This window comes from Mucilaginibacter sp. NFX135 (assembly GCF_048565145.1).
GTDB lineage: Bacteria > Bacteroidota > Bacteroidia > Sphingobacteriales > Sphingobacteriaceae > Mucilaginibacter.
In genome coordinates this window covers 2,036,131-2,051,778 of sequence record NZ_CP183412.1, presented here as the reverse complement: position 1 = coordinate 2,051,778, position 15,648 = coordinate 2,036,131, and the positions used below count along the sequence as shown (strand labels likewise).

Below are 15,648 nucleotides of genomic sequence, written 5' to 3'. Positions count from 1 at the left end.
CAATAAATTTACTCTGGTCAATTATTCAAAGTAATAGGTAAGATTGAGCCTTGCATGTAAATTAAAACTATTACCGTGATTATACTGGTAGTTTAAAGAGTAAACAGGAGTTAATTCGCCCGAGATCAGGTATTTTTTCAATTTGATATTAGTGTAAAAAGTGCTGTTAATATCTACCCAATGCGAATTAAAATTACCTGTACCGCTAAAGGCGCTATAATACAGATCATTATTATGAAGTTGCCGTTCCAATGTTAAGCCATAGGAATTCATCCCCTTTAGATAACTGATATCAAACATAAAGCTGTTGCCCCCCGGTCCAATACCGGCACCAATATATCTTCCTTCATTAGTATACCCATCCCTCGGGCTTATGATATGCGTATACCAGGTAGGTTCATCTCTTAGTAAAAAAGTAGGTGACCATTGTAATTGGGTTAACTCGGCTTTTATTTGTATGTATCTATCTTTAGATAATTCGAATAATTTACGGCCACCTAAAGTGATAGCAACCGAATGACCGGGCTCCTGCAAGAAGTCGTTAATACTACCGGTTCGATCATTCCTTGCCCATTCAAAGTAAAGTTCGGCGTTATATAGAGGTAATAATTGTCGTACATTAAGTGCAAAGGCAAAATCTTGCCTATCTCCACCAGTACTATTAGAAGCATCGTTAGCCTTAATGGATGAACCGGTAATTACCGGAAATAATTTCCGGAAAATATTCTTGTTATGATAAAGTGAGTCTTTATCCAAATAATCGTATCCTGTAACTCCCAGATACAAACCTTTTAACCACTTGGGCTGCCAGTTAACCGTATAAGCTGATATATAGCGGGTAATTTCCGGCTTGGGTTTAAATAAACCTTTTCCATTCACTATTCTGTTAGTATCAATTGGAAGATAGCCCGACTGTTTTAAATTCCCCCCTATTATCTGCCATTCAAATGACCCTATTATAGTTTTAATAGGTTTAACTGAATTAAATGTCCAATGCAAAAAACCAGGTGCCGAGTTACTCATCATAATGGAGTTTTGAACACTCGGGCCCCACCACATATTTTCTGTTGAAACACCTGCTTCCATATTTTTAAAGTTGACCGTTATTTTTGATTGTCCCGGATACAAATGCTGTAATGATTTATTACCGAATCTTTCCGGAGCATCGATACCGTTGATGTTGGTATAATAAGCCCTTAATAGTTGTATATTGGTACTATTGGACTGTATGTCGGCAAACGTGTTAAAGCTTTTGTTTTGTGCATATACAAACTCTGGTTTTATCTGCACCCTAAATATACTGGCTTTTAATAAAAAACCTCCGCTAACCCTGGTCTGGTATCCTGCGGCCGGGTACAATGAAGAGTTATTATATCCATAAGGTCTTTTAACATTATAATCATTTAGCCAGTTAAAAGGTAATATTTGAATACCAGATGGTTTTCCCATAAACTGAAAACTGGCGTATGGTTTGCTGGCTACCAATTGTTTAAAAGATGAGTCGGTATCAGTCCAATCGCCATTTACCGGCCTTACAGTAAAAGATGATGTATTATCACTTTTGCCTAATAGTTGGTTTCTCCTGGCAACATCTTCTGTATAACTCCCTACTGGTATAGTTTGTGAAAAAGTTTTTATACTTAAACACAGCAAGGCAATGGGTAATAGTAAAATTTTCTTCATAATTATTGATAAGGACATAGTAAATCATCTAAATATAACAAAGCCATTTTTTTCTGATAAAAACCATTGCTCTATTAGTATAAATGCAGCTATAAAGTTTAAAGTATTTGCCGATTAAACGACATGATGGGAACAAAATTACACTAATCTGTCACAAAAGATAAAAGGATGTAAATATTAACACCTGGCTATTAACAAATTAACGATAAGGCATTAAATTATCGGGGTGGTTTACTTCGCCCTGGCTGATAACAGAGAAACCCAAATTTGACCTTACTATTTACAATAAATTAACATTTATTTTTTTAGCGATATTATTTTTTATTGCAGGCAACCAAATGCCATTTTCACAACGTATTGGAGTTATAAAGAATTATTATTAATCATTTTTAACCAGTACAATGAATTTACTTAAAAATCTGCCCCTCGCAATTACAGGCATTGCGGTTATGTTTGCCAGCTGGTCATGCTCCAAAAATAACAGTAACAACACCCCAAACCAGCCTGCTCCGGCTAATGCCGTTAGGTTATCAGCCAATGCAAAATTTGGCAATGTACTAACTGATTCCAAAGGAAAAGCCCTTTACTTTTTTGCCATTGATGCCAACGGCAGCTCAGGTTGCAGCGGCGGATGTTCGGTTGCTTGGCCTACTTTTTACCAGGCAGATCTCACTTTAGATAAAGGTTTGGACAGTAAGGATTTTGGTACTATAACCCGTACCGATGGATCCAAACAAACCACTTATAAAGGCTGGCCGCTCTATTACTATCAAAATGATGCCAATGCCGGTGATATCAATGGTGATAAAGTAGGCAACACCTGGTTTGTTGCCAAACCCGATTATACTGTTATGGTAAGCAACAGCCAGTTAATTGGCAATGATGGCGTTAAATATAACAGTGATCTTAAAGCCGGTGATGGCGTAACCCAGTACATTGTTGATGATCGTGGTCAAACCTTATATTCATTCAGCCATGATAAGTTTAAAATTAACAATTTTACTAACTCTACTTTCAGCAATAACAAAGTATGGCCTATCGATACGGCGGTTAAAGCAGTATTGAATGTCCCTTCTGTTTTGGATAAAACCCAGTTTCAAACCATAACAGTATTCGGAAAAACACAACTGGTTTATAAAGGCTGGCCCTTATATTACTTCGGTGCCGATAACAACCAGCGTGGTAATAATAAAGGTGTATCTGTCCCAACTCCGGGTATATGGCCTTATGTTAACGCTACTTCAGCCGTTGCACCTAATTAATTTAATTTCCTGATAAAAAAGCGGGTAAGAACATTCTTATCCGCTTTTTTTATTACGCTTAAAAGTGTATTCACCTACCAATCTATTTTGCATATGAAACTATCCGACTGGCCTATCTGGCCAATGGCATTGGGCACAGGTTTGAACCTATCCCAAGTGTGGGCACTTATGGTTAATACTGTGGATCAATAGAGCGATTTTAAAACGTACTTCAGGTTTATCATTAACCCTGAAGGAAAGATCAGCCGCCTGGATATTGGGCAGGCGACTACTAAAAACTAAAAGCCTTCACTTTTATAAAGGCTTTTAGTTTTAACCCAGTTATATACTTATAAAGGGTTAACTTCTCTTACTTCTACATTGCCGCCAAAATCTAAAATGGGGCAACCTTTGGCCAATTCGGCAGCCTCTTCTAATGAATCGGCTTTAACCATGGTGTAACCACCAATCAATTCTTTAATTTCGGTGTAAGGGCCATCCGTAACAATATTATTGCCTCTTACTACTTTACCATCTCCGAACAGACGGTTTCCGCGATCAGCCAGTTTGTTTTGGGCAGCTATACCACCAACCCAATCCATCCATCTTTGAGTAACGGCCTGCATTTCTTCTGGTGAACCTTGTGGCGCGCCAACAAAATCGTTTCTGAATACAAATAGGAAATCTTTCATTTTTATTAAGTTTTAAAGTTTTAAAAACAGATGACGAACATCATTTTCAAAACTGGACAAGTTGGTTAAAATATTTTCAGGACAATGGAAAATCATGGAGTGATCCCGAATTTCAAAACAAACTTATAATTTTACCAGATATCGAGACCATAAAATGGAGCAAATAAATATCAGGAAAGCGGAATTAAAAGATCTGGATGTGTTGTTTGAATTTAAACAGGCCTTAGTAGAATCTGAACGCCCTTTTGACCCAACCTTAAAACCAGGGCCGCTTTACTATTATAACATTCCCGAGTTAATTGAAGCAGCTGATGCACGCGTAGTAGTAGCTGAAACCGCTTCAAACGTAATCGGCTGTGGTTACGCCCGCATTGTTGATTCCAAACCTTATTTAAAACATCAACAGCATGCTAACCTGGGTTTTATGTATGTAATGCCTGAACATAGGGGTAAAGGTGTAAACAAATTAATCATAAACGCGCTTAAAAAATGGTCGCAACAACAGAGTATTACCGAAATACGGCTGGAGGTTTATGCCGTTAACACTGCTGCGTTAAAAGCCTACGAAAAGGTAGGGTTTACACCACACATGCTCACCATGCGATTGGGTTTAGAGGATGAAAAGAATTAAACTATTGTTCTTTCTTAATTTTTTCACGGTGCTCAATCCAGATAGGCGGCCTTTTTTATCTGCAACCGTTTTATTGGAAATATAATCGGTATTAGTAGAGGGCATTTGTAAAGTAAAACTGGGGCTCATTAAAAAATATACTATATTAAGCATCTTTAATAACAATTCCGATATACCCCCCCATTATATCCCATGCAAATACACCAGCAAATGCTTCTGCTCAAAGAACGGAAAAGGGGCTTCCATTTGATCACTGCCGAAGTAGTACATGCCCTGCCGCAACTGGCCCTGATTAAAACCGGTATCATGCAGGTTTTTATTCAGCATACTTCGGCCTCTTTAACGATCAATGAAAATGCCGACCCCACCGTCAGGCGTGATTTTGAAATGTACTTCAGCAAAACCGTACCCGAAAATGATCCGGACTACCATCATGATGATGAAGGCCCTGACGATATGCCCGCGCATTTAAAAGCTGCTTTACTGGGCAGTTCGGTCATGATCCCCATCCGTAACGGCAGACTTGCCCTGGGTATGTGGCAGGGCATTTATCTGTGCGAACATCGCAATTACGGCGGCCAGCGTAACCTGATCATCACCGCCTGGGGCGAATAACCCTTTGTTTTATAGATATAGGCCATTCAATTCATCCTCTTTATTTTTATTTAATATATTTTCAACTCTGCGTAGTTTATTTCGTATACATTATATTTATAGATTAGATTATAGGTCTCAACATCACCAAAAGTGGTTAGTAATATAATATCGGCTTAATGCAAAAACGCACATTTTTTTTTATACTCCTATTGCTTGCCGCTATTTGTAGTTATAGCCAGGTAAGTGATATTGCTAAAATTAAAAAGGCGCTCCCTCATATTACGGATAGTGTTAAGTATGCCGATGCCCTTAACCGGTTAGCCATATTAATGTATGAAAGCAACCTCGACAGCACTTTTTATTACGCCAAACATGCCAGGTCCATCTCTGAGCGGTTAAAATATAAACAGGGCATTGCCGATGCCTTGAACACATTGGGTATAGTTTATGACCTGAGGGGTAACCTTCAACTATCACTGCGATACTATAATGACGCCCGTAACCATTACATGGCCATACATGATTCATCAAATGTGGTGCAAACCCTGATGAATATAGGGCTTGTTTTCAGCGAAAATAATGAAGAAAAAAAATCCATCGAGATATTTAGAAGAGCTTTAAATTTAGGCAACACGCTAAAAAAAGATTCGATCATGTCGCTTGTGCTTTGTGATTATTTGCTGCTATATCCAAATCGTATCCCAAAAGATTCTATTCCAATTTACTTAGCCAAAGCCCGGCAAATAGCTTCCAAATATAATGACCACCGGTCGTTGCTGGTTACCGACCAAATACAGGCACAACTCTATTTAAAGAACAAGCAGCGCGAAAAGGGCATCAGTTTGCTGGAAAAAACTGCCGCTGAGGGCATAGCCATGGACCTGAATTATCTGAGCCTCGACATTATCCAGTCCCTCGGCGAACTGTACAACAATACGGATACTGCTAAGGCTATCGCCCATTACAAACGAGGGCTTGATATTGCCGATGCAAGGGGCTATCATATGTATCAAAAGATATTTGGCAAGCACCTGTACGATATATACATAGCCCGTAACAACCTCCCAGAAGTTCATCGATATGGCGAAAAACTGCTTAAGCTGTATGAAGATGAAGAGCAATTCAACAATACCTCGGGTTTTGACTATATTGATTATGCCTTAAAAGACCAACAGTTGGAAGCCATAACCATCAGGAGTAAAAACCGGCAGATAGTGGCTATTATATTGGGCGTACTTTTTTTACTCACTGTAGTAACCGTGCTTTTCATTTACCGCTTATACCGTCTGAAAAAGAAACATGCGGGCACACTCGAAGCGCTCAACCGGTCGGTATTATTGCGTAACGAAAAGCTGGAGATAGACCATGAGTTTAACAACCGCCTGGTATCTATCCTGGCGCATGATTTCAGGCAACCGATAGGCACCCTTAAAACTTTGGCCGCGGTTTTAAAAGATACCGACGCGTTAACCCGCGAGGAGCTCATGGAACTGGTTGATACCATGGAACATTCCTCCACTATCTCGCTCGAAATATTCGAGAATATTTTGCAGTGGATAAAACAACAGCTTTCGGGCTTTAACTATGAGCCCAAACCTTTAAAATTAAAAGAACTGATTGATGAAGCCCTCCAGCCTTTTAATGTCATCGGGGAGGAATACCAGCTTAAGTTTCAGAACAATATAGATAGCGACATTGTAATACATGCCGATAAAGAACTGGTACAATTTATCCATCGCAACTTTATACACAACGCCATCAAGTTTTCGCCGCGCTATTCCACTATCTCTATTTCGGCGTCGACGCATTCAGGCGAAACTACGCTTTGCATCCTGGATGAAGGCAAGGGCATCTCTCCGGAAAAAATGACATCGATATTCAATTTCAAAGCCACTATGCATTACAGCAACGAAAAAGAAAAAGGTGCCGGTGTAGCCCTGATGATCTGCAAAGATTTTATCGAAAAAATGAGCGGTCGCATCTGGGTAGAAAATGGCAACCAAAAAGGCGCCGCGTTTTGCTACTCCCTCCCCAGCTTAAAATAGCTCACCAAAAACTTTTTAAACCTTAAATTTTAACACTTTTCGGGGCAACAACGGGTTAAAAACGCTTTAAAATTGATTCAAAACCATCGATTTTAACACTTTTTAACAAATTTCAGTACAATTTTGAGCAGTTTTAAAAACTTTAAAAAGTATTATTTTTTTGATTGTCAAATAACTGCATGGAAAACGACCGATTTTTGGATTGTTTTATCCTTAACACAACGGCCCGGTTCTCCTTTTTTACAGGAAAACCGGGCCGTTGTGTATACAAATATACCGATTTTTTTAGTGGGATAAAAGTTTCAAAACCTCTTTTCAAGGGGTATGAAATATGATACCTACGAAATTACAACTACACGCAGGATCCGACAGACTGAATTGAACCGTCCCTGTTATGACAATTTTGGTCAGGTGCTACCACACATTGGCTACCGCCCCCACTTTGCACACAATCAACATCTGTAACACATTGGCTTTTGCATGGCAGAAATCCACCACCTGCCACTTTTCTCATTTGTTCTCTTGATAGAGCTCTGCCAATATTCAAGGCATTCATTTGCATTTTTTTCATACAAGCTAAATATTCGGTTTATAAATTGGTTTTATAATATCAATATTAACGATAATAAAATAATATATTATTTACGTTTATAATTTTCGCATGTAAAATCCTTATTACTTACTGGCAAATAACGCTTTATGCTGCTATATAAATGTGTAAATTTCAGCATCAATAAACACCCTTCCATTAACCTATAATTTGTACAGCGATGAAACCTTATTTGCTTTTATTTTGCTTAATATTATTAACAGCTTTTGCACGCGCCCAGCAGCAGTTGCCGGCCCGCTGGGACGAACTGGTAGCATCTGATTTTCCGCAGGCACTTCAAAAATCCGCTAAAACCTGCATCCTGCCTTTTGGCATCCTCGAAAAACATGGCCCTCACTCACCCATCGGTACCGACCTGATACACGTTAGGGAATGGGCAGCCCATGCGGTTAAATCGGAATATGCCGTGGTATTCCCAGATTATTTTTATGGGCAGATCAATGAGGCACGTCACCAGCCCGGCACCTTCGCCCTGCCCAGCAAACTCATCTGGGACCTGCTGGAGGCTACCTGCGATGAAATAGCCCGCAACGGCTTCGAAAAAATAGTGATCTTGAACGGCCATGGTGGCAACCCGGAGTTTATCCAGTTTTTTATGCAATCGCTGCTGAATAAAAGGCATAACTACGCCGTATATTTTTATACGCCCCGCAACGATGAGGAATTTGAAAAACAATATGCTAAAATGCATAAATCGGACCCTCGCAATGATATGCATGCCGGCGAGGACGAAACCTCTACCCTTTTATACTACCGACCCGATCTGATGCGGATGGATCGCGCCGCGTCTGAATCAGGAGCTAACCAACACCGCCTGAATTTACAAAATGTATATACCCCTATCTGGTGGTATGCGGGTTTCTCCAATCATTACGCCGGCGAAGGCGCTAAGGCCACACCAGAATTTGGCAAGTTTATAGCCGAGCATGAGATAGCAACCTTTGTAAAAGCCCTAAAAATGATCAAAGCTGATACGGCTACCCTGCAATTACAAAACGAGTTTTTTGACCGGGTTGATAAGCTGAATAAGTAAGTTTTAAGTTCGGAGTTTTGAGTCTTAAGTCTGTCATACTAAGACCCGTCAAAGCATGGTGGGTGGGCCTCTGCGCTCCACCCTTCGACGGAGCTCAGGGTGACAGCCCAATTTTGACATGCTTAACAATAACACTATACGCAGTCACTTGGCTGGAGCCCACAGGTGTTGGGAAGACGAATGGATAACCTTAACTTTAGGGGTATATGCGAGTACCCGACTTGTTGAAGTTGATTCCGGAGGAACGTCTTTCTTTTTTGGTTGACCATCATAAAACCGACCACAAAGTAAAGAAGCTGCCGGCTTCTTTACTTTTTAAATTATTGCTTTACAGTCAGTTCGAGGTAAAACAGAACAGTCTGAGAGTAATGGAGAATATTTTTAACTCTTATGCATTCAGTCATCTATCTGACAAACCGACAACGCAAAAGATACACTATAGTTCTATAAGTGAACGCCTAAGCCGCGCAGATGCGAGCTTTTTCGAAGCTTTATACACGGATTGTCTCGAACGTTTTTCAGCACAATTACCTCCAAAAGGTAATAAGCGACATCAATTATTGCGTTTTGATTCAACCCTGATATCGCTTTCTTCTAAGCTGATCAAGATCGGATTCCGTTCAGGAGGCAGTCAGGAACATGTAAAGCAGCTCAAATTCACCGTCGGTTTTTCAGAACTACCTGAATATGTGTCCTTTCATCACGAAGCTACGTTTAACAGCGAAAACGTGGCTTTGAAACCGGCTATTCTGAACTGTCCTATATCGGATAAATGTATTGTTGTTGTCGATGCCGGCTTACAGTCAAGGGATGCTTATGACCAGCTTTTCGACCAGGGTATCAGTTTCATTACCCGGGTCAATCCTAACCCGAGAAGTGTAGTTATCGAAGAAAACAGCTTACCCGAAGCCAATCCACAAGCCAACGGATTACAATTGATAGCAGACCGTAAGGTTTACTTATATAACAGGAACGGCAAAAAGACAAAGAATGCTTATCGCTATATCGAGGCGGTCAAACCTGATAATACAACCCTTGCTTTCCTGAGTAATATCTTTGATCTTCAAGCTCATGAGATTGCTGGACTGTATAAAAAACGGTGGGATATCGAAGTGTTTTTCAAGTTCATTAAACAGGAACTTAACTTTTCTCATTTACTATCCAGAAGTATCAATGGTATCAAGTCTGTATTATATGTCAGGATGATATTATCGCTGTTGATCATAACTTATCAAAAGTTAAATCAGATCAAAAGCAGCAAGTCTGCCAAACAACAGTTTGCCCTGGAAATGGAGGCCGAACTCATGAAGTTTATTGTAAGACTTTATGGTGGAGACCCTGACAAACCGCCTCCGAACGGCCATCATACCCCTTTCTGGTAACTCTTCCCAACACCTGTGGGCTGGAGCCGAGTGACGACTATCTCCAGGCCTCTGGCCTGCGAAATAAACGGTACAACAGATCGGCCGGAGGCCGGGTAATATCGATCACTCGGCTGGAGCCCACAAGTGTTGGGAAGAGATAAAATAAGAGCAGGATACAAGGTTAGGCTAAAGCCAATAACTGTATCCTTGCAGTCCGTTGGTTAAAACCAACGGCAAATGAAAGATAATTAACTGTTTTTTTATTCATTGCCGTCCCATTTATGGGACGGATAATAGCTGTATTTCCTGGCTTTAGCCCAAAAACAGTCTCCCCAACACCTGTGGGCTGGAGCCGAGCGACTGCGAAGTTTTATTTTTGCCGACTCAGAACTTCAAACTCAAGACTCAAAATCTACTTAAATATCACCTTAGTAGCGCCGTAGCCAAACTTTTCTTTACGGGCATCCATAAAGGTTTGTACTTTGGGGTGTTTGCCCAGGGCTTTATGCAGTTCGCTGCGCAATACACCGTTCCCGGCTCCGTGGATAAATACCATATCGGGCAATTGGTGTACAATGGCCGCGTCGAGGGTTTTATGAAAGTGCGCCAGTTGTATGTTCAGCATTTCGCTGTTTTGTAAAAACTGGTAGTCATCACGCAGCTTTTCAATATGCAGATCCACCTCATTGGATGGCTTGTCCAATACCACTTTTTCCTCGGGCGATTTAAAAAAGCTTTCCTTCAGTTTTTGCGCGTCGATCACCAGATCAGGCTCATCCAGGCGAATAAGCCAACCGGCATCTTTTAGTAAAGGGATCTGCTTTTTGGCGGTCGAAAAATCTTTAGCCTTAAACTTTTCGCGCAGCACCAATGGCGCGGGCGGTTCTATATTTTGTTTGGTGCTGTAAATCACATTAAAAATAAAAGTGGGCCACAACTGCAGATCGGCCAATTGAGCCGAGTAGATCTTTATGGCCGATCCCGGCGCTATTGCTTCTGCAAATTCACCTTTAAACACCTGTTGTTTTTCGGTGGTAAGCGCTGCCAGCAATTGGAACGAGGTAGTATTCACCAAATGTAAATGTACTACCGAGTTGGCTTTGGCATCGGCAATCACACCCAGGTAAATCCCTTTCTTTTCAAATTCGCCGGCAGGTACCGGTGTTTCATTATCAATAGCGGCTTTTTTTGCGCCGGCAGGTTCATAACCATGTACCGAGGTAACTTTGCTGGCCAGCACGGGTATCTCAAACTCATCCTCGCCGGTAACCCCTATCATCTGGTCGTCAATTATCCGGGTTACAAAACCCTCCATTTTTTCGTCAACAAAGCGTACAAAGTCGCCCAATTTATATTTCATAGCAGTATGTATCTGGCTGCAAAGTTACTGTATATCTCCAAACGGATATATAAATAAAACAATGTGAGTTAATATCGCTTTACCCTAAACAATTTGGCCTTTTTTAGGTTGATTACCGCAACAATTAAAACTCATTCATATCATGGATAACTCGAGCACTAAACCTTTAGAACCGCAATTATTAAAACAGGTATTTGTACACAACCTTAACCGGATATATTTTGGCAAACGCTATCTGGACAAAAGCCTGGCCCATCTGATAAAACTGGCATCATTTACTGCTTTGGAACAAGCCATACAGGAATTTTGGGACGATGTAAAAAAACACATAGCCCGGATGGAGGAGGTATACAAGTTGATTAACGAAACCCCGTCCGACAAAAACTGTAACCCTATCAAATCAATCGTGAAGGATGAGTTTTGTCTGGATGAAAAGCAAAGCATGTCTATTCTTAGTGATATGGACCTTATCATGTACCTGCAATTGCTGGAGCATATCAACATCACCTCCTGCCGTATGCTCATGATGGTAGCCAAACTGTTAAAATATGACGATGCCCGGCAATTATTGACCGAATGCTTTGACGAATCCATTGATAACGACCAGCTTTTTATGCTGATATCTAAGGAATACTTGACAGAAAACTGATGGGAGAAAGCGGGAAAATAAAATTATTACACGCGTCATTGTGGAGGAACGACGTGGCAATCCCTAATAGGCAGAGCCGTTCTGTAAATCGGGGATTGCCACGCTGCGCTCGCAATGGCGCTATTTTTTAACGTTTGTCAGCGTCGATAAAGCTTCATTAGAATTTTAGTAGCTCATGAGTTTATATGAGCTTGATCATATAAAAAAAGCCATCCGCACTAAAGCAGATGGCTTAAATATTAGTTATTTAATACCCCTATTAAAATAACTTAAACAAAGGTAAAAAAATATACCCTACCTGTGCAACCGATTTAGTGTGAAATTAACCTTTGTTACAAATTTGTTACGAAATCATAAATACTGGGTTTAGCCGGCATTTCCGGATCGTGTATATCCGCATTTTAAATTCATGATAATCGCTTATTAATTATCAATTGATTTACATTAATTTGCATTTGAATTAACTAACAACATGATCAAATCCATACTACTATCAGCTTTTGCCTGCCTGATGCTGGCACAGGTACAGGCGCAAAGTTTGTATATGCCGCGCGATATACAGCAAGCCTATAAAAAAGGAACCCGCTCTGCCGATGGCAAACCCGGAAAAAATTACTGGCAAAACTATGGCCGGTATAACATCACCATTACCGCCCTGCCACCCAGCAGGGAAATTAGGGGCACCGAGCAAATCACTTACATTAATAACAGTCCGGATACCTTGAAGTCGCTTAATATGAAGCTCATATTAAACATTCACAAACCCGGTGCCGCCCGTATGGGCAATGCCCAGCCCGATTATTTAACCCCGGGCCTACAAATTGATACCTTCCTGATTAACGGCAAGGTAAAAAAGGTAAACAACGCCACAGCCTCCACAAACCAAATGGTTGGTTTACTAAAACCATTGATGCCTCATGATTCGGTTAAGCTTCAAATTGCCTGGCATTTTGAGATCTCCAAAGAGAGCGGTCGTGAAGGGATGATCGATTCTACCACCTATTATCTGGCTTATTTTTATCCACGGGTATCTGTTTATGATGATTATAATGGCTGGGACAGGCTTCCGTTTATAGATGCTCAGGAATTTTATAACGACTTTAACGATTATACCCTGCAGGTAAAAGCGCCTAAAAACTACATTGTTTGGGCTACCGGAACCCTGCAAAACCCAAACCAGGTACTGCAGTCCGAGTATGCCAAGCGTTTGCAGGCATCCATGACCAGCGACTCCACAATCCACGTAGCTACCGCTGCCGACCTGGCCGGTAAAAACATCACGGCTCAAAACGATGTAAATACCTGGATATGGAAAGCCAATGACATTAGTGATATGGCTGTAGGTATCAGCGATCATTATGTTTGGGATGCTGCCAGCGCTATTGTTGATGATGCTACCCATCGCAGGGCCAGTATGCAGGCGGCTTTTTTGGATAATGCCGACGATTTTCATCATGCGGTTCAAAATGGCCGGAACTCCCTAAGCTGGTTATCGCGTAACTGGCCGGGCGTGCCTTATCCTTTCCCTAAAATGACCTCTTTTCAGGGTTTTGCCGATATGGAGTACCCAATGATGGTGAACGACAGTCATAATGCCGACAACCAGTTTTCGCAATTTGTACAGGATCATGAAATAGCACATACCTATTTCCCTTTTTACATGGGTATCAACGAGAGCCGTTACGCCTTTATGGACGAAGGTTGGGCTACTACTTTTGAGCGTTTGATAGGCGCTGCCGAAGTTGGCCAGGAAAAAGCCGACGCCCTGTATAAAAACTTCAGGGTTGAAAGATGGATCAATGACGCTTCCACAGCCGAAGATCTGCCGGTAATAACCCCATCGAGCGAGTTACGGGGCGGTTATGGTAATAATTCTTACGGTAAACCATCCTTAAGCTATTTCGCGTTAAAAGATATGCTGGGCGATGCCCTGTTTAAAAAAGCCTTGCATGGTTACATGGATCGCTGGCATGGCAAACACCCAATTCCATGGGACTATTTCAATTCCATGAGCAGTGTATCTGGCCGCAACCTCAACTGGTTTTTTAATAACTGGTTTTTTACCAATTATTATATCGACCTGGCCCTGTTAAACATCAGCAAAGCCAATGGTGGTTATACCGCATCTATCAAAAACATTGGCGGTTTTGCCGTTCCGTTTGATGTGAAGGTTACTTATGCCGATGGCACAACCGAAAGCATACACCAAACACCAGGTATTTGGGAAAAAAATCAAAAACAGGTAAGTGTAAATATCAAAACTACCAAGGCTATACAATCGGCCGAATTAGACGGCGGCATATTTATGGATGCCGATGTAAGCAACAATAAATTTTTAGTGAAGAAGTAGGGTAAAAGGTGAAAGGCGAAGGGTGAAAGGCTTTTTTCAGTTCACATCTTTAAAATAAGGTAAAAAGTGAAAGGCGAAAGGTTAAAGGCTTTTTTTAGCCCTTGCCTTTCGCCTTTAATTATTAAAACAGGGTCAAAAGGTCAAAGTCGAAAGGAAAAGGCGAAAGGTTAAAGGTGAAGAGATGAAAGGTGCCTTTCCATCTTTCGCCCATCGCCTTTAACCTTCTATAGTATTAAAAAAATAAGGCGAAAGGTAAAAAAGGTATTTTCCAACCTTTTGCCTTTCGCCTTTTACCTTTCAACTTCTATAATATAGTCCTAAAAATTATGCGCCCTGTACAGAATCGTTCCAGTTGTCGGCAGTATTTTTTACTTTTGATTTAGCCTCATTTACAGCGTCATCACCAGCTTCTTTTGCTTTACCCGCTACATCATTCACCTTTGAGCGCACAGCGTCAACCGCATGTTCGCCTCTCTCGCGCAAATCATTAACAGTACCGCTAAACCTTGATTTTGCCTTATCGACGGCATTATTGCCATATTCTTTAAGATCATGAGCGGTTGTTTGCGCTTTATTTTTTGCGGTACCAACCAGGTCATTGATATAATCGGCAATGTCTTCTCTCAGGTCTCCGCCTTTTTCAGGAGCCAGTAATAAGCCTAATGCAGCACCTGCTGCCGCGCCTACTAAAAGTGCTGCTATAATTTTTGCTTGATCTTTCATGTTCAATTTTTTAGTTAGATGATTTAATCTGAATGATATAAACAACAACAATGCCAGTTTTCTGGAGATAGAAGGATTAGGGGAGCAAGGAACAAAGATTTGGGTCCGGGTCTTGCGCGAATCGACTCACCCTGTCATCGCTTCGCTCGACATCCCTCTCTTCGCCTGCGGCGGAAAGAGGGGGTTTGAAAATCTTTAACAAAAAATAAAGTTATGTCATTGAACGTAGCGTGGCAATCTCATCGCATTGAAACCATCGAGGAGATTGCTTCGTAGTTCCTCCGCAATGACATAATGGAGATAAGGAGGCCCCACATCCATTTTCAACTCACAAAAAAAGGCATCCACTAAGTGGATGCCTGTATGCTTAATGGTTATATTATAATTAAATAACTTTTACATTTACCGCATTTAAGCCTTTTCTTCCGTTCTCTACTTCAAACTCTACTTTATCATTTTCACGGATTTCATCGATCAGGCCTGTTGAATGAACAAAGATGTCTTGACCACCACCTGCTGGTGTAATAAAACCAAAACCTTTTGTTTCATTGAAAAATTTTACTGTTCCTTCTTTTTGCATTATTTTATTTATTAAAGGCCGCAAGGTACAACAATATTTTATAAACCCAAGTCTGGGGAGCCAATGCATCATTGCTATAGATAGCTAACC

Annotated in this window: 13 protein-coding genes; 8 read left to right on the top strand and 5 right to left on the bottom strand. The window is 40.9% G+C overall.

The genetic code is table 11. The features are described 5' to 3' along the window. Positions 1-21: 21 nt before the first annotated feature. Positions 22-1,683 (bottom strand): capsule assembly Wzi family protein, encoded by a 1,662-nt coding sequence (locus ACNURT_RS08870; RefSeq protein WP_419701423.1) that lies wholly within the window; start codon positions 1,681-1,683, stop codon positions 22-24. A 401-nt stretch (positions 1,684-2,084) separates the two neighbouring features. On the opposite strand from ACNURT_RS08870, the gene ACNURT_RS08865 reads away from it, so the two are divergent. Next, a complete protein-coding gene (locus ACNURT_RS08865) occupies positions 2,085-2,945 on the top strand; it encodes a hypothetical protein (protein ID WP_419701422.1) in 861 nt (286 codons plus the stop codon). A 329-nt stretch (positions 2,946-3,274) separates the two neighbouring features. Here ACNURT_RS08865 and ACNURT_RS08860 read toward each other — a convergent pair whose 3' ends face one another. Further along, a complete protein-coding gene (locus ACNURT_RS08860; protein ID WP_419701421.1) occupies positions 3,275-3,616 on the bottom strand; it encodes a YciI family protein in 342 nt (113 codons plus the stop codon). A gap of 154 nt (positions 3,617-3,770) precedes the next feature. On the opposite strand from ACNURT_RS08860, the gene ACNURT_RS08855 reads away from it, so the two are divergent. The 5 genes from ACNURT_RS08855 to ACNURT_RS08835 all read left to right on the top strand — a co-directional run bounded on the left by ACNURT_RS08855 (position 3,771) and on the right by ACNURT_RS08835 (position 9,914). Next, positions 3,771-4,247 carry a GNAT family N-acetyltransferase gene (locus tag ACNURT_RS08855; RefSeq protein WP_419701420.1) on the top strand — a complete coding sequence of 159 codons (477 nt, stop codon included), beginning with the start codon at positions 3,771-3,773 and terminating at the stop codon, positions 4,245-4,247. Between the two features lie 192 nt (positions 4,248-4,439). Further along, on the top strand, positions 4,440-4,862 hold the full coding sequence (locus ACNURT_RS08850; RefSeq protein WP_370994783.1) for a secondary thiamine-phosphate synthase enzyme YjbQ: 423 nt from the start codon (positions 4,440-4,442) through the stop codon (positions 4,860-4,862). A 158-nt stretch (positions 4,863-5,020) separates the two neighbouring features. Next, the gene (locus tag ACNURT_RS08845) at positions 5,021-6,889 is read left to right on the top strand and encodes a tetratricopeptide repeat-containing sensor histidine kinase (protein WP_419701419.1); all 1,869 of its coding nucleotides are present in this window, start codon (positions 5,021-5,023) and stop codon (positions 6,887-6,889) included. Between the two features lie 770 nt (positions 6,890-7,659). Next, positions 7,660-8,532, top strand: coding sequence for a creatininase family protein (locus tag ACNURT_RS08840; RefSeq protein ID WP_419701418.1), 873 nt, complete (start codon positions 7,660-7,662; stop codon positions 8,530-8,532). A 206-nt stretch (positions 8,533-8,738) separates the two neighbouring features. After that, positions 8,739-9,914: an IS4 family transposase gene (locus tag ACNURT_RS08835; protein ID WP_419699657.1), complete on the top strand. Its 1,176-nt coding sequence runs from the start codon at positions 8,739-8,741 to the stop codon at positions 9,912-9,914. A 394-nt stretch (positions 9,915-10,308) separates the two neighbouring features. Here the strand turns inward: ACNURT_RS08835 and ACNURT_RS08830 are convergent, their stop codons facing one another. Beyond that, positions 10,309-11,256, bottom strand: coding sequence for a Smr/MutS family protein (locus ACNURT_RS08830; RefSeq protein WP_419701417.1), 948 nt, complete (start codon positions 11,254-11,256; stop codon positions 10,309-10,311). A gap of 142 nt (positions 11,257-11,398) precedes the next feature. Between ACNURT_RS08830 and ACNURT_RS08825 the strand changes: the two genes are divergently transcribed. Next, positions 11,399-11,905: a DUF892 family protein gene (locus ACNURT_RS08825; RefSeq protein ID WP_419701416.1), complete on the top strand. Its 507-nt coding sequence runs from the start codon at positions 11,399-11,401 to the stop codon at positions 11,903-11,905. Between the two features lie 472 nt (positions 11,906-12,377). Continuing rightward, the gene (locus tag ACNURT_RS08820; protein ID WP_419701415.1) at positions 12,378-14,255 is read left to right on the top strand and encodes a M1 family metallopeptidase; all 1,878 of its coding nucleotides are present in this window, start codon (positions 12,378-12,380) and stop codon (positions 14,253-14,255) included. 324 nt (positions 14,256-14,579) lie between these two features. Here ACNURT_RS08820 and ACNURT_RS08815 read toward each other — a convergent pair whose 3' ends face one another. Both ACNURT_RS08815 and ACNURT_RS08810 read right to left on the bottom strand, forming a co-directional pair. Then, positions 14,580-14,978 (bottom strand): YtxH domain-containing protein, encoded by a 399-nt coding sequence (locus ACNURT_RS08815; protein ID WP_419701414.1) that lies wholly within the window; start codon positions 14,976-14,978, stop codon positions 14,580-14,582. A gap of 385 nt (positions 14,979-15,363) precedes the next feature. Continuing rightward, complete coding sequence (locus ACNURT_RS08810) at positions 15,364-15,558, bottom strand: cold-shock protein (RefSeq protein ID WP_076377605.1); 195 nt, start codon at positions 15,556-15,558, stop codon at positions 15,364-15,366. Positions 15,559-15,648: the final 90 nt, after the last annotated feature.